22 protein-coding genes are annotated in these 20152 nt (G+C 57.1%); 16 read left to right on the top strand and 6 right to left on the bottom strand.

Going from position 1 to position 20152, the window contains the following annotated elements; translation table 11 throughout:
- The 8 genes from H7698_RS09440 (at nt 1) to rpoS (ending at nt 7198) form a co-directional block, all read left to right on the top strand.
- Nucleotides 1-1113 carry an S-(hydroxymethyl)glutathione dehydrogenase/class III alcohol dehydrogenase gene (locus H7698_RS09440; RefSeq protein WP_054616002.1) on the top strand — a complete coding sequence of 371 codons (1113 nt, stop codon included), beginning with the start codon at nt 1-3 and terminating at the stop codon, nt 1111-1113.
- 8 nt (nt 1114-1121) lie between these two features.
- Entirely contained in the window at nt 1122-1976 is an 855-nt protein-coding gene (gene fghA, locus H7698_RS09435) for an S-formylglutathione hydrolase (RefSeq protein WP_194691221.1), read from the top strand.
- 108 nt (nt 1977-2084) lie between these two features.
- Nucleotides 2085-2558, top strand: a complete 474-nt coding sequence (gene ispF, locus H7698_RS09430) for a 2-C-methyl-D-erythritol 2,4-cyclodiphosphate synthase (protein ID WP_162439110.1) — start codon at nt 2085-2087, stop codon at nt 2556-2558.
- A complete protein-coding gene (gene truD, locus H7698_RS09425; protein ID WP_194691220.1) occupies nt 2555-3613 on the top strand; it encodes a tRNA pseudouridine(13) synthase TruD in 1059 nt (352 codons plus the stop codon). The genes ispF and truD overlap by 4 nt, the downstream gene beginning before the upstream one ends.
- Nucleotides 3601-4350: a 5'/3'-nucleotidase SurE gene (gene surE, locus H7698_RS09420; protein WP_162439108.1), complete on the top strand. Its 750-nt coding sequence runs from the start codon at nt 3601-3603 to the stop codon at nt 4348-4350. The genes truD and surE overlap by 13 nt, the downstream gene beginning before the upstream one ends.
- Nucleotides 4351-4391: 41 nt before the next feature.
- Nucleotides 4392-5027 (top strand): protein-L-isoaspartate(D-aspartate) O-methyltransferase, encoded by a 636-nt coding sequence (locus H7698_RS09415; protein ID WP_178114317.1) that lies wholly within the window; start codon nt 4392-4394, stop codon nt 5025-5027.
- 200 nt (nt 5028-5227) lie between these two features.
- A complete protein-coding gene (locus tag H7698_RS09410) occupies nt 5228-6085 on the top strand; it encodes a peptidoglycan DD-metalloendopeptidase family protein (protein ID WP_194691219.1) in 858 nt (285 codons plus the stop codon).
- Nucleotides 6086-6190: 105 nt separating this feature from the next.
- On the top strand, nt 6191-7198 hold the full coding sequence (gene rpoS / locus H7698_RS09405; protein ID WP_162439105.1) for an RNA polymerase sigma factor RpoS: 1008 nt from the start codon (nt 6191-6193) through the stop codon (nt 7196-7198).
- A gap of 472 nt (nt 7199-7670) precedes the next feature.
- Here rpoS and fdxA read toward each other — a convergent pair whose 3' ends face one another.
- Both fdxA and mutS read right to left on the bottom strand, forming a co-directional pair.
- Nucleotides 7671-7994, bottom strand: a complete 324-nt coding sequence (gene fdxA / locus H7698_RS09400; protein ID WP_128872800.1) for a ferredoxin FdxA — start codon at nt 7992-7994, stop codon at nt 7671-7673.
- A gap of 141 nt (nt 7995-8135) precedes the next feature.
- The gene (gene mutS / locus H7698_RS09395) at nt 8136-10715 is read right to left on the bottom strand and encodes a DNA mismatch repair protein MutS (protein ID WP_194691218.1); all 2580 of its coding nucleotides are present in this window, start codon (nt 10713-10715) and stop codon (nt 8136-8138) included.
- Between the two features lie 224 nt (nt 10716-10939).
- Here mutS and H7698_RS09390 point away from each other — a divergent pair, with 224 nt between their 5' ends.
- The 3 genes from H7698_RS09390 (at nt 10940) to recX (ending at nt 13055) form a co-directional block, all read left to right on the top strand.
- Nucleotides 10940-11446: a CinA family protein gene (locus tag H7698_RS09390; RefSeq protein WP_194691217.1), complete on the top strand. Its 507-nt coding sequence runs from the start codon at nt 10940-10942 to the stop codon at nt 11444-11446.
- Between the two features lie 83 nt (nt 11447-11529).
- Nucleotides 11530-12582, top strand: coding sequence for a recombinase RecA (recA, locus tag H7698_RS09385; RefSeq protein WP_162439102.1), 1053 nt, complete (start codon nt 11530-11532; stop codon nt 12580-12582).
- 8 nt (nt 12583-12590) lie between these two features.
- Nucleotides 12591-13055 (top strand): recombination regulator RecX, encoded by a 465-nt coding sequence (gene recX, locus H7698_RS09380; protein WP_194691216.1) that lies wholly within the window; start codon nt 12591-12593, stop codon nt 13053-13055.
- A 46-nt stretch (nt 13056-13101) separates the two neighbouring features.
- Here the strand turns inward: recX and H7698_RS09375 are convergent, their stop codons facing one another.
- The gene (locus H7698_RS09375; RefSeq protein WP_194691215.1) at nt 13102-14220 is read right to left on the bottom strand and encodes a TIGR00730 family Rossman fold protein; all 1119 of its coding nucleotides are present in this window, start codon (nt 14218-14220) and stop codon (nt 13102-13104) included.
- 366 nt (nt 14221-14586) lie between these two features.
- Between H7698_RS09375 and H7698_RS09370 the strand changes: the two genes are divergently transcribed.
- Nucleotides 14587-14781 (top strand): hypothetical protein, encoded by a 195-nt coding sequence (locus H7698_RS09370; protein WP_162439099.1) that lies wholly within the window; start codon nt 14587-14589, stop codon nt 14779-14781.
- Here H7698_RS09370 and H7698_RS09365 read toward each other — a convergent pair whose 3' ends face one another.
- Nucleotides 14782-15204: a PA3611 family quorum-sensing-regulated virulence factor gene (locus H7698_RS09365; protein ID WP_194691214.1), complete on the bottom strand. Its 423-nt coding sequence runs from the start codon at nt 15202-15204 to the stop codon at nt 14782-14784.
- Nucleotides 15205-15390: 186 nt separating this feature from the next.
- On the opposite strand from H7698_RS09365, the gene H7698_RS09360 reads away from it, so the two are divergent.
- The 3 genes from H7698_RS09360 (at nt 15391) to H7698_RS09350 (ending at nt 17428) form a co-directional block, all read left to right on the top strand.
- Nucleotides 15391-16134 (top strand): tRNA-uridine aminocarboxypropyltransferase, encoded by a 744-nt coding sequence (locus tag H7698_RS09360; protein WP_162439097.1) that lies wholly within the window; start codon nt 15391-15393, stop codon nt 16132-16134.
- Nucleotides 16135-16340: 206 nt separating this feature from the next.
- A complete protein-coding gene (erdR, locus tag H7698_RS09355) occupies nt 16341-16991 on the top strand; it encodes a response regulator transcription factor ErdR (RefSeq protein ID WP_162439096.1) in 651 nt (216 codons plus the stop codon).
- 74 nt (nt 16992-17065) lie between these two features.
- Nucleotides 17066-17428 carry a diacylglycerol kinase gene (locus H7698_RS09350; RefSeq protein WP_092272298.1) on the top strand — a complete coding sequence of 121 codons (363 nt, stop codon included), beginning with the start codon at nt 17066-17068 and terminating at the stop codon, nt 17426-17428.
- Here H7698_RS09350 and H7698_RS09345 read toward each other — a convergent pair.
- Entirely contained in the window at nt 17425-18351 is a 927-nt protein-coding gene (locus tag H7698_RS09345; protein ID WP_162439095.1) for a LysR family transcriptional regulator, read from the bottom strand. The genes H7698_RS09350 and H7698_RS09345 overlap by 4 nt on opposite strands.
- Before the next feature lie 122 nt (nt 18352-18473).
- On the opposite strand from H7698_RS09345, the gene fpr reads away from it, so the two are divergent.
- Nucleotides 18474-19253, top strand: coding sequence for a ferredoxin-NADP reductase (gene fpr / locus H7698_RS09340; protein WP_008054100.1), 780 nt, complete (start codon nt 18474-18476; stop codon nt 19251-19253).
- A 171-nt stretch (nt 19254-19424) separates the two neighbouring features.
- Here fpr and tsaA read toward each other — a convergent pair whose 3' ends face one another.
- A complete protein-coding gene (gene tsaA / locus H7698_RS09335) occupies nt 19425-20126 on the bottom strand; it encodes a tRNA (N6-threonylcarbamoyladenosine(37)-N6)-methyltransferase TrmO (RefSeq protein WP_194691476.1) in 702 nt (233 codons plus the stop codon).
- Nucleotides 20127-20152 lie beyond the last annotated feature (26 nt).

The following is a 20152-nucleotide window of genomic DNA, read 5'->3' as shown; positions in this document are numbered from 1 at the left end:
ATGATCAAGTCGCGCGCCGCCGTAGCTTTCGAAGCCAAGAAGCCCCTCGAGATCGTCGAAGTTGATGTCGCCATGCCGAAGGCCGGTGAAGTTCTCTTGCGTGTAGTTGCGTCCGGTGTCTGCCATACCGATGCTTACACCTTGTCCGGTGCTGATCCTGAAGGCATCTTCCCGTCGATTCTGGGTCACGAAGGCGGCGCAGTGGTGGAAGCCATTGGTGAGGGCGTGACGTCGGTCGCTGTGGGCGATCATGTGATTCCGCTGTACACCCCGGAATGCCGCCAGTGCAAATTCTGCCTGTCAGGTAAAACCAACCTGTGCCAGGCCATTCGTGCGACCCAGGGCAAAGGCTTGATGCCAGATGGCACGTCGCGTTTTTCCTACAAGGGCCAACCGATTTTCCATTACATGGGCACCTCGACTTTCTCCGAATACACCGTGTTGCCGGAAATCTCCGTCGCCAAGATTCCTAAAGAAGCACCACTGGAAAAAGTCTGCCTGCTCGGTTGCGGTGTCACCACCGGCATCGGCGCGGTGCTCAATACCGCCAAAGTAAAACCAGGTGATACCGTCGCGATCTTCGGCCTTGGTGGCATCGGTCTCTCTGCGGTCATCGGTGCGGCCAAAGCCAAAGCGGCACGGATCATTGCCATCGACATCAACCCGGCCAAGTTCGAAATCGCCAAACAGCTCGGTGCAACCGAATGCGTCAATCCGAAAGATTTCGACCGTCCGATTCAGGAAGTCATCGTTGACATGACCGATGGCGGCGTCGACTTTTCCTTCGAATGCATCGGCAATGTCCAGCTGATGCGCGCTGCACTCGAGTGCTGCCATAAAGGCTGGGGCGAGTCCGTCATTATCGGCGTGGCCGGTGCAGGCCAGGAAATTTCTACCCGTCCATTCCAGCTGGTCACCGGTCGCGTCTGGCGCGGTTCGGCGTTCGGTGGCGTGCGCGGTCGTACCGAATTGCCAAGTTATGTGGAAATGGCTGAGACCGGTGAGATCCCGCTGGATACCTTCATTACCCACACCATGGGCCTGGAAGATATCAACAAGGCATTCGACCTGATGCACGAAGGCAAGAGCATCCGCTCGGTCATCCATTTCTGAGGTCGCTCATGAGCCTGGAAAATATCTCCTGCCAGAAGAGCTTCGGTGGCTGGCACAAACGTTACAAGCATCGTTCCGACGTGCTCGGCTGCGACATGGTGTTTGCTGTATACCTGCCGCCACAAGCGGAGCTGGGCGGAAAACTACCGGTCCTGTATTGGCTGTCCGGCCTGACCTGCACCGATGAGAACTTCATGCAAAAGGCCGGCGCCATGCGCATGGCGGCCGAGCTGGGCCTGATCATCGTCGCCCCGGACACCAGTCCTCGGGGTGCGGATGTGCCGGGAGATCCGGATGGGGCGTGGGACTTCGGTCTTGGTGCGGGTTTTTATCTGAATGCCACACAGGAACCCTGGTCCCGGCACTATCGGATGCATGACTACGTCGTGCAGGAATTGCCGGCATTGGTCGAAGCCCATTTCCCTGCGTCGGACAAGCGCGGTATCAGCGGCCACTCGATGGGCGGCCACGGTGCGCTGGTTTGCGCATTGCGTAATCCTGGACGTTATTTGTCGGTGTCGGCGTTTTCGCCAATCAACAACCCGATGGATTGCCCGTGGGGGCAGAAGGCCTTTTCCCGCTACCTGGGAGAAGACCGCTCGAAATGGCGCGAATGGGATGCCTGTGCATTGATTGCCGAGGCCGACGAGAAGCTGCCGCTGCTGGTTGATCAAGGCGATCGCGACGACTTCCTGGCTACCCAGCTCAAGCCTGAAGCCTTGCAACAGGCGACTAAACTGGCCGGACATCCGCTGACGTTGCGCCTGCAACCCGGCTACGACCACAGCTATTTCTTCATCGCCAGTTTCATCGATGACCACTTGCAGCATCACGGCCGCGCCCTGGGAAGGGCTCCCGGTTAGTTTTCCCACCGCTGCGGGCCTGCAGTTGTGCAGGGGGCACTAATTGAGAGCACCCCCTCGTCTAATGCAGGTAGAATCACGCCCTGACAAAAATCGGGGCGTTTTTTTATGCGTATTGGCCACGGCTATGATGTGCATCGTTTCGCTGAAGGCGATTTCATTACTCTGGGCGGCGTGCGCATTGCACACGGCTTCGGGCTGCTCGCTCACTCCGACGGTGACGTCCTGCTGCACGCCTTGAGCGATGCGTTGCTCGGCGCTGCCGCGCTCGGTGATATCGGCAAGCATTTCCCGGACACCGACCCTACTTTCAAGGGCGCCGACAGTCGAGTGCTGTTGCGTCACGTCGTTGCATTGATCCATGCCAAGGGCTGGAAAATCGGCAACGTCGATAACACCATCGTCGCCCAGGCGCCAAAAATGGCCCCGCATATCGAATCGATGCGCGCGCTGATTGCTGCGGATCTTCAAGTTGAGTTGGATCAAGTGAACGTGAAAGCTACCACCACCGAAAAGCTTGGCTTTGTCGGTCGCGAAGAAGGCATTGCCGTGCACGCCGTTGCCTTGTTGCTGCGCGCATGAACGAACTGCAATTGCTCGGCCCGCGGGCCTATGGTGAAGCGCTCGGCACCGCTGTATTGAAAGCCACCGCGGAAGATTTCCAGGTTGATGAAGTGCTTAACATCCCCCTCAGTGGCGATGGTGAACATTTGTGGATCTGGGTAGAGAAGCGCGGTTTGAACACCGAGGAAGCGGCCCGGCGGATCGCCAAGGCTGCAGGTGTTCCATTGCGCACTGTCAGTTACGCGGGACTCAAGGATCGTCAGGCGTTGACTCGCCAATGGTTCAGCGTGCAACTGCCAGGCAAGGCTGATCCTGATTTGTCGGCAGCCGAAAACGACACACTCAAAATCCTCAAGACCGGTAGGCATAAGCGCAAGTTGCAACGCGGGGCTCATTCAGCCAACGGTTTTACGTTGCGCCTGACCCAGTTCGCTGGCGACAAAGAAGCGATTGAAGAGCGTTTGCAGCTGATCGTTAAACAAGGTGTCCCCAATTATTTCGGCGCCCAGCGATTCGGGTTCGACGGCGGTAACGTGGTGGACGCCCGGTCCTGGGCCGCGCGCAAGGCGTTGCCGGAACAACGCAACGTTCGCTCTCGTTTGCTCTCTACCGCGCGCAGTTTCCTGTTTAACCAAGTGCTGGCGGCACGCGTCGCTGAGGGTAGCTGGGACCGTGCGCAGGTCGGCGATCTGTTGGCATTCACCGACAGTCGCAGTTTTTTTCCGGCAGGTGAAGCAGAGTGCAGTGATCCGCGTCTGCCGATTCTGGATTTGCACCCGACGGGTCCACAGTGGGGCGAAGGTGACTCACCGGCCACTGGTGTTGTCCATGAACTGGAGCAGGCAATCGCCACTCGCGAAGCAGACTTGCGCGATTGGTTGGTTAACGCCGGAATGAGCCACGAACGTCGTATCCTTCGGCTGCCCATTGGTGGGTTGACGTGGCATTATCCCGAGCCTGACATTCTGCAACTGGAATTCGTCCTGCCGGCCGGATGCTTCGCCACCGTATTGGTGCGCGAGCTTGTCGATCTGGTGCCGGTGGGGCAGACGGACAGCCCATGCGTATTCTGATTTCTAACGACGATGGGGTAACCGCACCCGGTCTTGCCGCGCTTTATGCTGCGCTGGCGGATTACACCGAATGCGTAGTTATCGCCCCGGACCAGGACAAAAGCGGCGCCAGCAGCTCGCTGACGCTCGACCGTCCGCTGCATCCTCAAACGCTCGCCAATGGCTTTATCAGCATCAATGGCACCCCCACTGATTGCGTGCATCTGGGCTTGAATGGCTTGCTGGAGCGTCAACCGGACATGGTGGTTTCCGGCATCAACCTGGGCGCTAACCTGGGCGATGATGTGCTGTATTCCGGCACGGTGGCGGCTGCTCTGGAAGGACGCTTTTTGGAACGTCCTTCGTTCGCATTTTCGCTGGTCTCACGGCAGGTGGAGAATCTTCCCACAGCGGCTTACTTTGTTCGCAAGCTGGTAGAAGCCCATGCTGATCTTGAGTTACCCCCGCGAACGGTGCTGAACGTGAACATTCCCAACTTGCCGCTGGATCATATCCGCGGAATTCAGCTGACCCGCCTCGGGCATCGCGCTCGTGCCGCTGCTCCGATGAAGGTGGTAGACCCCCGTGGCAAATCCGGTTACTGGATCGCTGCAGCCGGCGACGCGGAAGACGGCGGCCCGGGAACCGATTTCCATGCGGTGATGCAGGGCTATGTTTCGATAACGCCGCTGCAACTGGATCGAACCTTCAATGATGCCTTCAGAAGTCTCGATGGCTGGCTGGAGGGTTTGCGCTGATGGCCCGTGAACACGACGACATTCTGCGTCGCGGCATCGGGATGACCTCCCAGCGTACCCGCGAGCGCCTGATTCAGCGCCTCTATGACGAGGGCCTTTCCAACGCCAAAGTGCTGGAGGTTATTCGCCGTACACCGAGACACCTGTTCGTCGACGAGGCTCTGGCCCATCGCGCTTACGAAGATACGGCGCTGCCGATCGGACATAACCAGACCATTTCCCAGCCCTACATGGTGGCTCGCATGAGCGAGTTGCTACTGGAAGCGGGGCCTTTGGACAAGGTAATGGAGATCGGCACCGGTTCGGGCTATCAGACCGCGGTACTTTCGCAACTGGTCGAGCGGGTATTCTCGGTAGAACGCATCAAGGTCTTGCAAGACCGGGCCAAGGAGCGGCTGGTCGAACTGAACCTGCGCAACGTCGTGTTTCGCTGGGGTGATGGCTGGGAGGGCTGGCCAGCACTGGCGCCGTACAACGGCATCATCGTGACGGCGGTGGCGACTGATGTGCCACAGGCGCTGCTCGATCAACTCGCGCCGGGTGGCCGGCTGGTGATACCGGTGGGTTCTGGCGAGGTTCAACAACTGATGCTGATCATCCGTGAAGAGCAGGGTTTTTCCAGGCATGTCCTGGGGGCCGTTCGTTTCGTTCCTTTGCTGAATGGGCCACTGGCCTGAGCATTTGTTTCAACGCGATGAATTCTATTCGTTTGCCCCTGTCTTACAGCGGCAACACCAGTTTTAAACGGGATTCAACGTCGGTTAGCAAACGTGTGCCTCGCGTCATTAAAGGTAAACCCGGCGCGGCCCGTTATACTTGCGACACTTGAGCCGGATACGGCAATTCAAATTTTCAGCCACCACAAAGGGAGCGGCGGGTGAGTCTCACAGTCATTGCGCAGCGAATGGGTATAACGAGCTTTCAGCGCCTGGTGACTGGCCTTGTCTTGAGCACCTTGCTGGTCGGTTGTTCCAGCAATAAATCCAGTGACGTACGCGTCGTCGATCGGAACAAAGCAGCCGCTCAGCGTCCGGCAGTGACCACAGGTCAGTACGTCGTACGCCCCAAAGATACGATGTTCTCGATCGCCTTTCGCTATGGCTGGGACTACAAAGCCCTGGCCGCACGAAACAATATTCCTGCGCCCTATACGATCCATCCGGGTCAGACAATTCGCTTTGACGGGCGCACCGGTTCAACACCGACAGCGGTTGCCAGTTCGTCCAGTTCAACACCGTCATCATCGAGTAAAACCACAGTCTTTCGTCGGCCTGTAAACGGTGCGGCAGCGGGAACAGCGGTGGTCGTACCGTCCGTCGCCAATAAGCCTGCACCTGCTCCGCTACCGCCTGCGGGCCCAGCCCCGACCGGCTGGGGATGGCCATCTAATGGCATTCTGATTGGAAAATTCTCTTCAAACGGCAGTTTGAATAAAGGAATTGATATCGCCGGGGATTTGGGACAGCCTGTTTTAGCTGCGTCTGATGGGACGGTGGTATACGCCGGGAGTGGCTTAAGGGGCTACGGCGAATTAGTCATCATCAAACACAGCGATACCTACGTCAGTGCCTACGGACATAACCGCAGGCTGTTGGTTCGGGAGGGGCAGCAGGTCAAGGTCGGACAGACAATTGCCGAAATGGGGTCAACGGGTACAGACCGGGTGAAACTGCATTTTGAGATTCGCCGGCAAGGTAAACCAGTAGATCCGCTGCAATTCCTGCCACGTCGTTGATTTGTTACCAGCCTGTTCCGTCACGTAGAGGGAACAGGCTCCAGCGTTGCCAAGGATAAGGGCGCCGCTTGAGCTTGAGGTCGAACTCACCAAAGGACTATAACAATGGCTCTCAGTAAAGAAGTGCCGGAGTTTGACATCGACGATGAGGTTCTCCTGATGGAGACCGGCGTCGGCACGGATTCGATGTCGAATGATGAAGGGGCTGCTCCACCTTCCGTTCGTGCCAAATCCAAACACTCCGCCTCGCTAAAGCAACACAAGTATATTGACTACACGCGTGCACTTGATGCCACGCAGTTGTATCTCAACGAAATCGGCTTTTCCCCTCTGTTATCCCCCGAAGAAGAAGTTCATTTTGCGCGTTTGTCGCAAAGTGGGGATCCGGCCGGGCGCAAACGCATGATTGAAAGTAACCTGCGGCTGGTGGTGAAAATCGCCCGGCGTTACGTTAATCGTGGGCTGTCGCTGTTGGACCTGATCGAAGAGGGCAACCTCGGGCTTATCCGGGCGGTGGAAAAGTTCGACCCTGAGCGAGGCTTTCGCTTTTCGACCTACGCTACCTGGTGGATCCGTCAGACCATCGAGCGCGCAATCATGAATCAGACCCGGACCATCCGGTTGCCGATTCATGTGGTCAAAGAGCTGAACGTGTACCTTCGGGCTGCACGCGAGCTTACGCAAAAGCTCGACCATGAACCTTCCCCCGAAGAAATTGCCAACCTGCTGGAAAAACCGGTGGGCGAGGTCAAGCGCATGCTGGGCTTGAACGAGCGGGTTTCTTCGGTCGATGTCTCGCTTGGGCCGGATTCGGACAAGACCCTGCTGGACACGCTTACTGATGACCGTCCTACTGATCCCTGCGAACTCCTGCAGGACGACGACCTTTCACAAAGCATCGATCAATGGCTCTCAGAGCTGACCGACAAGCAGCGCGAAGTGGTTATTCGGCGCTTCGGTCTACGCGGACATGAGAGCAGCACCCTTGAAGATGTGGGCCTGGAAATCGGCCTGACTCGTGAGCGGGTCAGACAGATACAGGTTGAAGGTCTGAAGCGTCTTCGGGAGATCCTGGAGAAAAATGGCTTATCGAGCGAGTCGCTGTTTCAGTAAGCGTATCGCCAGGTAAGCAGCAAAAAGCCCCGACTGGTTCGGGGCTTTTTGTTGGCTGCAGTCCGGTGAGGAATAACCCCGGATTTGAGTCTGCTGTTGTAAGTCTTCGCTTACTCTTTTCGTAAGTGTTCGTTATTTTTACACCCTGCCAATCGGCCGTGCACTTCCATTGCTGAAACTATCTAGTTGAATTTAAAGGATAATTATTTTTATCGTCTCCATTTTAATGTCCCCGAGCTACATTGGGGAGCGATTGCCGTCGACCGGGAACTCGCTAATATCCAACGTGTGTCAACGGATAGACACACCCTTCCAGGATGAAGGGAAAGGAAATCGCAGGAGCGATTCATCAGGATGATGAAAAAGGAATACAGGGACTAGGGAAAAAATGTGGGCGGGTCAAACCGCCCCTTTTTTTGCCTGCAGAAAAGCAAAAAGGCCCACAAGGGGCCTTTTCGAGAACGCGGGGGAATCAGCGTTCGAGATCTTTGATCTTGCCTTTGACGCCATCCCACTCTTCGGCATCGGGCATCGATTCTTTCTTCTCGGTGATGTTGGGCCAGATTTCCGCCAGCTCAACGTTCAGCTGAATAAATTGCTGCATGTCTTCCGGGACTTCATCTTCGGAGAAGATGGCCACAGCAGGGCATTCTGGTTCGCACAATGCGCAGTCGATGCACTCATCCGGGTGAATCACCAGGAAGTTCGGGCCTTCGTAAAAGCAGTCCACCGGACAGACTTCTACGCAGTCGGTGTACTTGCACTTGATGCAGTTGTCGGTGACGACGAAGGTCATTTCTAATTTTCTCCTCAGGCGGCGGCAGCGGAGCCCCTTCACGTTGGGGTCGCCGGGTTTGGGAGCGATAGTCTGCAGGCCAGGCTGTAGCCTGCAGCATCCCAAACCGCGCGAGATTCTAACAGCTTGCAAGCAACTGCGTTAGATCCGTGTCTTTAGTGCATAGAGCATTTCGAGAGCTTTACGGGGTGTCAGGTCATCCAGATCAATTTTGGCCAGCTCATCCAGCACCGGGTGCGGAAGACTGGCGAACATATCGCTCTGTAGCGGCGCGGCCGGTTTGCCTTTGGCTGGCTTTGGAACTTCATGAGGCAGCGCGGTCGCTTCCAGGCGGCCAAGGTGTTCGCGGGCACGCACGATCACTTCGCTCGGCACGCCAGCCAGTTGCGCAACCGCCAGGCCATAGCTCTGACTCGCAGGGCCAGGCAGAACGTGGTGCAGGAACACGATACGTTCGTTGTGCTCAGTGGCATTGAGGTGCACGTTGGCCACCAATGGCTGGGCCTCGGGTAGCACCGTCAGCTCAAAGTAGTGGGTGGCAAACAATGTATAAGCCCGCAGATACGCCAGGCGCTCAGCTGCTGCCCACGCCAGGGACAAACCGTCAAACGTGCTGGTGCCGCGACCGACTTCGTCCATCAGTACCAGGCTACGCTCGGTCGCATTGTGCAGAATGTTCGCGGTTTCGCTCATTTCGACCATGAAGGTCGAGCGCCCACCGGCGAGATCATCGCTGGAGCCGATACGCGTGAAAATGCGGTCCACCAGCGACAACTCACAACTGGCTGCCGGGACAAAACTGCCAATGTGGGCCAGCAACACGATTAACGCGGTCTGGCGCATGTAAGTGGATTTACCACCCATGTTCGGACCCGTGATTACGAGCATGCGAGTGTTGTCATCGAGGCTCAGGTCATTGGCCACGAACGGCGTGGTCAGTACCTGCTCGACAACCGGGTGACGTCCCTGGCTGATGCGCATGCACGGCTCTTCGACAAAGCGCGGGCAGTTCAGGTCCAGATTCAGCGCTCGCTCGGCGAGGTTGCTGAGCACATCCAGCTCGGCAAGTGCGGCGGCAGTGTCTTGCAGGGGCGGGAGTTGTGCGATCAGGTCTTCAAGTAGTGCTTCGTAAAGCATTTTCTCGCGAGCCAGTGCGCGACTCTTGGCTGACAGCGCCTTGTCTTCGAACGCCTTCAGTTCCGGGGTGATGAAGCGTTCAGCGCCCTTGAGTGTCTGGCGCCGAATGTAATCTGCCGGCGCTGATTCGGCTTGCTTGCTCGGCAGTTCGATGAAGTAACCATGAATGCGGTTGTAGCCCACCTTCAGGTGCGACAATCCCGTGCGTGCTTTCTCGCGTGCTTCGAGATCAATCAGGAATTGTCCGGCATTCTCGCTGAGCGATTGCAGGTCATCGAGTTCACTGTCATAGCCAGTTTTCAACACACCGCCATCACGGATGACCGCAGGTGGGTTGTCGATGATGGCTTTTTCCAGCAGTGCCGCCAGTTCCGGATAGGTGCTGGTGGTGTTGGCCAATTGAATGATGTGTGGCGCCTCGAGCTCGGTCATCGCTACTTGCAGTTCAGGCAAGGCACCGAGTGCGTCCCGCAGGCGGGCAAGGTCTCGAGGGCGGGCATTGCGCAGTCCGATACGCGCCAGAATCCGCTCGATGTCGCCGATTTCCTTGAGCTGCGGTTGCAGCTTTTCAAAACGGTAGCCGTCGAGCAGGCAGGTGATCGAAGTCTGGCGCGCCAGCAATACGGTCAGATCGCGAAGCGGGCGGTTCAGCCAGCGAGTCAGCAGGCGGCTGCCCATGGCGGTCTGGCAGCGGTCCACCACCGACTGCAAAGTGTTGTCGCGCCCGCCCGCCAGGTTAGTGTCCAGTTCCAGGTTGCGACGGCTCGCGCCATCCAGCACGACGGTGTCGTCCAGTCGTTCGTGACGCAGGCTGCGCAAATGAGGCAAGGCCGTGCGCTGGGTTTCCTTGGCGTAGCTCAACAGGCAGCCGGCAGCACCGATTGCCAGGGTCAGGTTCTCGCAGCCGAAGCCTTTCAGGTCCTGGGTGGAGAACTGCTGGCACAAGCTTTTCAGCGCCGAGTCACGTTCGAAATCCCACGGTGCACGGCGACGAACCCCGCGACGCTTCTCCGCCGGCAAATCCTTTGGCCAGTCATCCGGGATCATCAGCTCTACCGGATTCACTCGTTCCAGTTCAGCCAGCAGGTTCTCCCAGCCTTTGATTTCCAGCACAGTGAAATTGCCACTGGTGATGTCCAGTACCGCCAGGCCGAACAAACGTTCGTCACCCAGTACCGCGGCAATCAGGTTGTCGCGGCGCTCATCCAGCAGTGCCTCGTCGCTGACCGTACCCGGTGTGATGATGCGCACCACTTGTCGATCGACGGGGCCTTTGCTGGTAGCCGGGTCGCCGACTTGTTCGCAAATCACCACCGACTCGCCGAGTTTCACCAGTTTCGCCAGATAGCCTTCTGCCGCGTGGTAAGGAATTCCACACATCGGAATGGCCTGCCCCGCAGACTGCCCACGGGCTGTCAGAGTGATGTCCAGCAGCTTGGCGGCCTTCTTCGCATCTTCATAAAAGATCTCGTAGAAGTCGCCCATGCGGTAGAACATCAGCTGGTCGGGGTGCTGGTTCTTCAGGCGCCAGTATTGCTGCATCATCGGCGTGTGGGAGGACAGATCGGAGAGCGCTTTATTCATCGGATAATCAGGCAAATTCGTTGAAAGGTGTAGGGCAAAGGAGGGGCGGGGGCCCGGCTTTTCCGCGATGGGCGCAAGGTTACCATGTGCGGTCCGCTCGACGCAGGCATGAAAGCCGGGCGAGGCATTCAGGCTCTCTCTTCTTCTTCACATTTTGATTGATGCTGTGCCTTGCAAGCGCAATCTGCTCGTGTACGGTGGTTCTCATTCCGCCCGATCAGGAGATGACCGTGAAAGAAATCACCCAACTCGCCGCTGAACTCGGCAGACGCTTGCAGGTTCTCAATGCCCACGTCACTACCGCCGAATCCTGCACCGGCGGCGGGATTGCGGAGGCAATCACCCGGATCCCGGGGAGCTCGGCGTGGTTTGAGGCCGGCTATGTCACTTATTCCAACCGTCAGAAAACCGAGCAACTGGGTGTTCCTGACGAGCTGTTTTCGACTGTCGGGGCGGTCAGTCGCGAGGTGGTCGAGGCCATGGTAAAAGGCGCACAGGCTAAAAGCCGGGCGCGTTTTGCGGTGGCGGTCAGTGGTGTGGCGGGTCCCGATGGAGGTTCCCCGAACAAGCCGGTCGGCACGGTTTGGCTGGCCTGGGGTGTCGGAGAGCAGTCATTCAGCGAGGTTCAGTACTTTCCTGGAAACCGTGACGAGGTCCGCCGACAAACGGTGAAGGCCGCGCTAGAGGGGCTGCTGCGCCACGCTGCTTTAGAAATCTCAAATCAGGGGTAGGCGATCCTGAATCGCTGTGGAATAATACTGTCTACTTATACAGGTGTTGGCCGTCAGGCCTTATTGATTACGTGAGGACTTTAATGGACGACAACAAGAAGAAAGCCTTGGCTGCGGCCCTGGGTCAGATCGAACGTCAATTCGGCAAGGGTGCCGTAATGCGTATGGGCGATCAAGACCGTCAGGCGATCCCGGCTATCTCCACTGGCTCTCTGGGTCTGGACATCGCGCTCGGCATTGGCGGTCTGCCAAAAGGTCGTATCGTTGAAATCTACGGTCCTGAATCCTCCGGTAAAACTACGCTGACACTGTCGGTGATCGCCCAGGCTCAAAAAGCCGGCGCGACCTGCGCATTCGTTGACGCCGAACACGCCCTCGACCCTGAGTACGCCGGCAAACTGGGCGTCAACGTCGATGACCTGCTGGTTTCCCAGCCGGACACCGGTGAGCAAGCTCTGGAAATCACCGACATGCTGGTGCGTTCCAACGCGGTTGACGTGATTATCGTCGACTCCGTGGCTGCTCTGGTTCCAAAGGCTGAAATCGAAGGCGAAATGGGTGATATGCACGTGGGCCTGCAAGCCCGCTTGATGTCCCAGGCGCTGCGTAAAATCACCGGTAACATCAAAAACGCCAACTGCCTGGTTATCTTCATCAACCAGATCCGTATGAAAATCGGTGTGATGTTCGGCAGCCCGGAAACCACCACCGGTGGTAACGCGCTGAAGTTCTACGCTTCGGTTCGACTGGACATCCGTCGTACTGGCGCGGTGAAGGAAGGTGACGAAGTCGTTGGTAGCGAAACCCGCGTCAAAGTTGTGAAGAACAAAGTGGCTTCGCCGTTCCGTCAGGCTGAGTTCCAGATTCTTTACGGCAAAGGCATCTATCTCAATGGCGAGATGATCGACCTGGGCGTTCTGCACGGTTTTGTTGAAAAATCCGGTGCCTGGTATGCCTACAACGGCACCAAAATCGGTCAGGGTAAAGCCAACTCGGCGAAATACCTGGCAGATAATCCGGACATCGCCGCGACGCTTGAGAAGCAACTGCGTGACAAACTGCTGACTCCAGCGCCGGACGTTAAAGCATCGCCAGTCAAAGAGACTGCTGATGACCTGGCAGACGCTGATATCTGAATGATCTGATGACCGCCGTACTCGATACACTCGTCGCGGTGCGGCGAACTGCAATGGACCTGCTCGCGCGACGCGAGCACGGTCGAGTCGAGCTGACGCGTAAACTGCGTCAGCGCGGCGCTCTCCCTGAAATGATCGACATTGCACTCGACCGTTTGACGGAGGAGGGCTTGTTATCCGAAGCCCGTTACCTCGAAAGTTTCGTTTCCTACCGAGCCCGATCCGGATACGGACCTTTGCGTATTCGAGAAGAGTTGAGTCAGCGCGGCTTGCAACGTACTGATATTGAACTTGCTATACGCGAGAGCGGTATCAGTTGGCAGGCACAGCTGGAAGACACCTGGCGACGCAAGTTCTCCGGGCATTTGCCGATTGATGCGCGAGAACGTGCCAAACAGGGCAGGTTCCTGAGTTATCGCGGATATTCCATGGAAATGATCGGCCGGTTGTTCAGTGGTCGAGCAAATGGATGATTAAACTAAATGGCCCGTTATTTCGATAACGGGCCATTTTTTTGTCTCAAATCACCTTGGAAGGCTCACGCGCGCGCTGTTGCGCCTGCGGTTTTGTCTGGGCCCAGTTTTCCGGCAGGTTGATGTAGTCCACCAGTTCCCGCAGACGTCCGTGATCACGTGCGTTAAAGGTAAAGGCCAGTCTCGCCAAATGGCTGAACTGTTCTTCGTCGTGTTCTTCGCCACTGTAAACATGCTGATGGAAATGGTCGCTCAGGCACAGGTCGGCAAATGCCTCCTGCATGTGCTCAAGGGCCTGATCGCTGAGTTTATGATTCATGCGAATAACGAACTGGTGCTTGAGCCAGCGGCTGGAGTGGAAGTTGCTGTAGAACTGGTTGATCTGCTCCACCGCCTCTTCAGCGCTGTAAACCAGGCTCACCAGCTTCATGTCCGTGGGCAGAATGTAGCGATTTTCCTCCAGCTGGTGGTGAATGAAATCCAGCGCACCTTGCCAGAATTTACCTCCTGGCGTGTCCAGCAGTATTACTGGCACCAGCGGGCTTTTACCGGTCTGAATCAGCGTCAGCACTTCCAGCGCCTCGTCCAGCGTGCCAAATCCTCCAGGACAAAGAACCAGTGCATTGGCTTCCTTGACGAAGAACAACTTGCGGGTAAAGAAGAAATGGAAGGACAGCAGGTTGGCCGTGCCTTGTACCGTCGGGTTGGCGTGCTGCTCGAAAGGCAGCGTGATATTGAATCCCAGGCTATGTTCCAGGCCGGCACCTTCGTGGGCTGCCGCCATGATGCCGCCGCCAGCACCTGTGATCACCATCATGTCCGAGCGCGCCAATGCTGCACCGAGCTCTCGAGCCAGGCCATAAAGAGGGTGTTCGATTGGCGTTCGGGCAGAGCCGTACACAGTCACTTTGCGTCGACCCTTGAACGGTTCAAGCACTCGGAAGGCATGCTCCAGTTCGCGCAGGGCTTGCAGGGTTATTTTGGCATTCCAGCGATTGTGATCTTCCTGAGCCATACGCAGCACGGTGAGGATCATGTCACGGTAAATCGGTATGTTCGGGCTGTTGGGTGAAACCAGGTTGAGTTGTTCTTCGACCTTGCTGGTGAGGTCGTGGCCGCCTTCTGCAAAATGACGGCTAAGGAGGTCATTCGGTTGGTAAGGCATTCAGCTTCTCCTTGCATACAGGCTGTGTTTTTTTCGATGAATGAAAAAAACCTTCGCAACAAAACGCACAACGGGCTGCTCCTTTTCGGCCCTCAAATATAAAGGTGGATACGTTAAATCTAGTCCCTCGCGATCAGTTGCGCTGAATTGATCATTGCGCCGCAATGTCTTTCCTGGCAACCGCTTATTGAGGATTTGCAAAGTGATTTCACCGCTCGTCTGAACGCGAGCTGAGCGTCCGTTACTCTGATTTACTAAATGACAGAGGTGTCACCAGACTTTTGCGTCCAGGGCAAGACGCTCGGTACAGGCAGTTCAAAGGATTTATCGCGCAATCAACGGCGAAGGGCAGGGAGGCGTCACACGATGGCCAGAGTCATTCTGGAGATCGATACGCAACTGTATCGATTGCTGAAATTATCAGCCGAGACCAATCATCTGAGTCTTGAGGAGGAGTGTTGCCGGCGCCTCGCGGGAGCCGAGCGACAGTCACGGTATCTGCAGGCACTGGTGGCAGAGCTGCGCGCCGAGGATGAGCAGCGGCGCGAGAACTCGCGTTGATTACTTTTTCTTTTGAGTCGCTTTCGGGCAATCCGATTCCTGGAAGCTGGCGGAGCCGACAGCGCGATTGGTTTTCACCTCGGTAAAGTCGTAGCGCATGACCGCTCCTTTGGCCATCAGCTTGCGGAATCCCGGATTCCGGCAGACAGAGGCGCCCAGCTGGAAGTACACCGCTTTCGGGTCAGATCGCATCTTCTCGGCGTGGCTGCTTTGCACGCTCAAGTGGTTGATCAATACATTGCCTTCAGCGGTATAACCCTGGTCGAGAATATCTTCGTTGATCGCCCGTGGCGTGCCGACGCTGCTTTGAGCGGCAACGTTGCGCAGCTCTCGGTTGAGATTCTGCTCACTCAAAGACGCAGCCTGAGCACTGAAGGACGACGCTAGCAGAATGGCAGCGGTGGGAACGATAAGGCGCAGCATGAAACTCTCCTGGTTCAGTGACTGGTGCTTCGACCCGTCACATGACTGTGCGTTCAGTGGTCGCGAATTATAGGGGAGGTGGTCTGGACGGTACAGGCTTGTGCTGGCAGCTCTGATAAACTGCCGGCATTTATTGCCCCGAGTGCCCTTCGTGTCGAGTTTTCCTGTCTGCCGGTGTTACCCAAGATGAATCATGCCCCCAACGCCGTAGCCCGCTTGCGCGACCAACGTGAGGAGGAGGGTATCAAGCCGATTCAGGCGCGCGGCTGGAGGGCGCCGCGCTGCCGTGCCTGTCGTGTCATAGAGAGTCACTGCCTGTGCGCGTGGCGTCCGCAAGTCGACGCCCGCTCCGGCGTGTGCCTGATCATGACCAACAAGGAGGTGTTCAAGCCAAGCAACACCGGTTGGCTGATCGCCGATGTGATACGCGATAACCACGCCTTCATCTGGTCTCGGACCGAAGTCGATCAGCAGCTCCTGTCATTGTTGTCTGACCCCCAATGGCAGCCGTATCTGGTGTTTCCCGGCGAGTATGTCGAACCTGAGCGCGTGACTAACAGTGTTGACGTCGATAGCACCAAACGGCCGCTGTTCATCTTGCTGGATGCCACCTGGACCGAAGCCAGGAAGATTTTCCGCAAGAGCCCGTATTTCGATCGGCTGCCAATCCTGAGTCTGCTGCCGGAAAAGCTTTCTCGCTACCGGCTACGGCGCTCCACTCGCAGCGAACATTTATGCACCGCCGAAGTGGCGGCCCTGTGTCTGGATCTTGCGGGCGATACCGACGCTGCGTCAGCGCTGGACGCTTATTTTGACGTGTTCAGCCAGCATTACCTCGATGCAAAACATCAGCTGGACATGAACGTATCAACACCGGCTCACGCCGAGCTCATGCCTTATGTGCAGAGCACTGCGCCGGTGATGTGCTGAGCTTCGCCCATACTGCAACGAACGGGACGGCCATGTAACTTGACCACCCCGTCTTCGCTGGGCATGCTTGGCGCCGATTAGGGCGCGGCCAAAGTTTGATACACCGTTTTTTACGTGAAGAACCACGTTATTGGTGTTGAACGTGCCCTGTTGGTGCCGCTCCGTGGCGGCACCTCGAGTTGTTTGAAAACAGGATCATTTGAAAAATGGCCACATACGAAATCCTGATTGCCGATGACCACCCTCTTTTCCGCAGCGCGCTGCATCAAGCGTTGACCCTGGGCCTTGGCCCGGATGTCCGCCTGGTGGAAGTGGCGAGTATCGCCGAGCTGGAAACCCGCCTGGACGAAAAATCCGACTGGGATCTGGTGTTGCTGGACCTGAACATGCCCGGTGCCTATGGTTTTTCCGGGTTAGTGCTGTTGCGAGGTCAGTACCCGCAGATTCCCGTGGTCATGGTGTCGGCCCAGGAAGAAGCCTCGATCATGGTCAAGTCCCGTGAATTCGGCGCCAGCGGTTTTATTCCCAAGTCCAGTGACTTGAGCGTCATTCAAAAAGCCGTGAAGGCTGTGTTGGATGGCGACGTATTCTGGCCCCCTCAAGCCTTCGAAGCCGTCAGTGTTTCTGATGAAGCCAAGGCCGCGAGTGAAGGGCTGGCAAGTCTGACACCCCAGCAGTTCCGGGTGTTGACGATGGTCTGTGAAGGGTTGCTCAATAAGCAGATTGCGTACGAGTTAAGTGTGTCGGAAGCGACCATCAAGGCTCACGTCACCGCCATCTTCCGTAAGCTCAATGTGCGGACCAGGACCCAGGCCGCGCTGCTCTTGCAACAACTTGAGTCAATTTCGAGTCACTAAAGCGCGCATGTTCACGCTTTTTTGACTTCGCTTGATCTAGCTTTCCCACTCTTTTTGGTTCAGTTGACTACTTTATGTCTCCTTTCAAAGGCCAGACCGGCCTAAAACGCATCCTTAATGCTTCAGGCTATTCACTGGACGGCTTGCGCGCTGCCTTCACTGGCGAGGCGGCTTTTCGTCAGCTCGTGTTGCTCAACGTCGTGCTCATCCCCTTGTCGTTCTTCTTGAACGTGAGCCGCGTCGAACAGGCGCTGCTGATTGCCGTGTGCCTGCTGGCATTGATTGTCGAGCTGCTCAATTCCGCGGTGGAAGCGGCCATTGACCGTATCTCCCTCGAATTGCACCCGCTGTCCAAGAACGCCAAGGACATGGGCAGCGCCGCTCAGTTTGTTGCGTTGACCATGATCGCTTTGGTGTGGGCAGTCATTCTGCTTTAAGCGATGTTGGGCAGTACGATCTCGTCGCTGCGCTGAACCCCGGCGGTGAAGGCGCGGCACAGATCAAGAAACTCGCGCATCGCTGACGTCTGGTATTTCTGCTTGTGCCAGATGAAATAGAACTGCCGCGCCAGGTCCAGGTCCGGCGTTTCGACCGGTACCAGGCTGCCACGCCTGAAAGCATCGCGCAGCGCCAGCCGCGAAATACAGCCAATCCCCAAACCGGATTCCACAGCGCGTTTGATCGCCTCCGTGTGCTCAAGCTCCAGGCGAATGTTCAGCGCGCTGCGATGATGGCGCATGGCTTGGTCAAAGGTCAGGCGCGTGCCAGAGCCTTGCTCGCGCAAAATCCACGCCTCGTGGGACAGTTCTTCCATGGTCGCCGTGCCTTTTACGGCCAAGGGATGCTGCGGTGCGCAAAACACTACCAACTCATCCTCGACCCAGCTTTGCACTTCGATGTCCGGATGGCTGCAGTCGCCTTCGATTAGACCCAGATCAATTTCATAGTGAGCGACTTGTTGCACGATATTGGCAGTGTTCTGCACGTGCAGCTTCACCTGGCTTTCCGGATGGCGCTGCATGAAGCTGCCGATCAGCAAAGTTGCCAGGTAATTACCGATGGTGAGTGTCGCGCCAACTGCCAGTGAGCCAAAACCGGACTTGCCATTAAGCAGGTCTTCGATCTCTTTGGCCTGATCGAGCAGCGCCACCGCTTGGGGCAATAGCTGTTTACCCAGGGCATTGAGGCTCAGCCGTTTGCCGGCTCGGTCGAACAGCTGGCAGCTACACTGACGCTCTAGCTCGGTGATTGAGGTGCTCGCTGCCGATTGCGAAAGGTTAAGCAGGCCCGCAGCACGGGACACGCTCTCCTGCTGGGCGACAGCGACGAATACTTGAAGTTGACGGAGAGTAAATCGCATATCGATATAACCGATAACCCTTATCTTAATAATCCATTTAACAGATATTGTCGCTGCGATTAGAATGCGATGCAATTGCGCACCTCGTCGGCGCAGGCAAAATCTCCAGGAGTCCCCCGTACATGAGCAACATGAACCACGAGCGTGTCCTCAGTGTTCATCACTGGAACGACACTCTGTTCAGCTTCAAGTGCACCCGCGATCCGGGCCTGCGCTTCGAGAACGGTCAGTTCGTGATGATCGGCCTGCAACAGCCCAATGGCCGCCCGCTTATGCGCGCTTACTCGATTGCCAGCCCGAACTGGGAAGAGCATCTCGAGTTTTTTAGCATCAAGGTGCCTGATGGTCCGCTGACTTCCCAGTTGCAGCATCTGAAGGAAGGCGACGAGATCATCATCAGCAAAAAGCCTACGGGCACGCTGGTGCTGGATGACTTGAAGCCTGGCAAGCACTTGTACCTGCTCAGCACCGGTACCGGTCTGGCGCCTTTCATGAGCGTCATCCAGGACCCGGAAACCTACGAGCGTTTCGAAAAAGTGATCCTGTGCCACGGCGTGCGTTACGTCAACGAAGTCGCTTACCGCGAATTCATCACCGAGCACTTGCCGCAGAACGAGTTCTTCGGCGATGCACTGCGTGACAAGTTGATCTACTACCCAACCGTGACCCGTGAGCCGTTCGAGAACGAAGGTCGTCTGACTGACCTGATGCGCAGCGGCAAGCTGTTCAGCGACATCGGTCTGCCACCGATCAACCCGCAGGACGACCGTGCCATGCTGTGCGGCAGCCCGAGCATGCTCGATGAGACCAGCGAAGTGTTGAACAGCTTCGGCCTGAAAGTCTCGCCGCGGATGCGCGAGCCGGGTGATTACCTGATCGAGCGTGCGTTCGTCGAGAAGTAAGTAACACCGCTTCACTGAAAAGCCCCCATTGCCTGTGCAGTGGGGGCTTTTTTATGCCCGACGCAACCTCTGTACGAGCTGCCCCAGGCTGCGATCTTTTGACCTTGATCTTCCGTCGACAAGAGCAAGATCAAAAGATCGTCCGAACGCGGCCCGAGCCTTCGGCCGCTCCTACGGGTTGGGAACCGGGATCACTTCAAGCACGCGAATAACGCCTGATTCGGGGTAATGCCAGCGCACATCCACATCCCAGAACTGCGCGCCATACTCCCGCTCAGGAACAGGCGTCTGATACGCCGGCCGTGGATCCTGCGCCAAACATTGCTCAACCAGCTGGACCAATGGCTCTTCCAGCCGCTGAGCATGCCCGTGAGCCTGTTTCAGTGCCGAGTCCGTCCACTGCACGGGAATCAATTGGGGGGCGGCACTGGCAATGCTGTTAGAGGCTGTGTCGATGATGTCGGCGTAGGGGACGTACGGTTTGATGTCGAGAATCGGTGTGCCGTCCAGCAGGTCGATGCCGGAGATGAACAGTCGATTGGCTTCGACCTTGTCGAGTTTCACCACGGATTGACCGATGCCATTGGGCCGATGCGTCGCGCGGGTGGCGAACACGCCCATGGACTTGTTGCCGCCAAGACGGGGCGGGCGGACTTTCAGCCTGGGTTTTTCTTCCAGCGCCTGATGGAACAGGAACAGCAGCCAGACGTGGCTGACCTGCTCCAGTCCCTGCACGGCGTCCCCCTGATCGAACGGTGCCACCAGTTCCAGCACGCCGCGAGCGGCCGGGGCCAGTTGTGGCTGGCGCGGGATGGCGAACTTTTCCTTGAAGCAGGAGCGCACGAAGCCGATGGGGGAAACGCTGTAGGTCATGATGAGGGTCGAAGCGGGATCAGGGG

It is taken from the genome of Pseudomonas sp. p50(2008) (assembly GCF_015351605.1).
In the GTDB taxonomy this organism is placed as follows: domain Bacteria; phylum Pseudomonadota; class Gammaproteobacteria; order Pseudomonadales; family Pseudomonadaceae; genus Aquipseudomonas.
The sequence above is the reverse complement of the archived record's forward strand: the minus strand, read 5'-3'. Positions and strand labels throughout refer to the sequence as shown.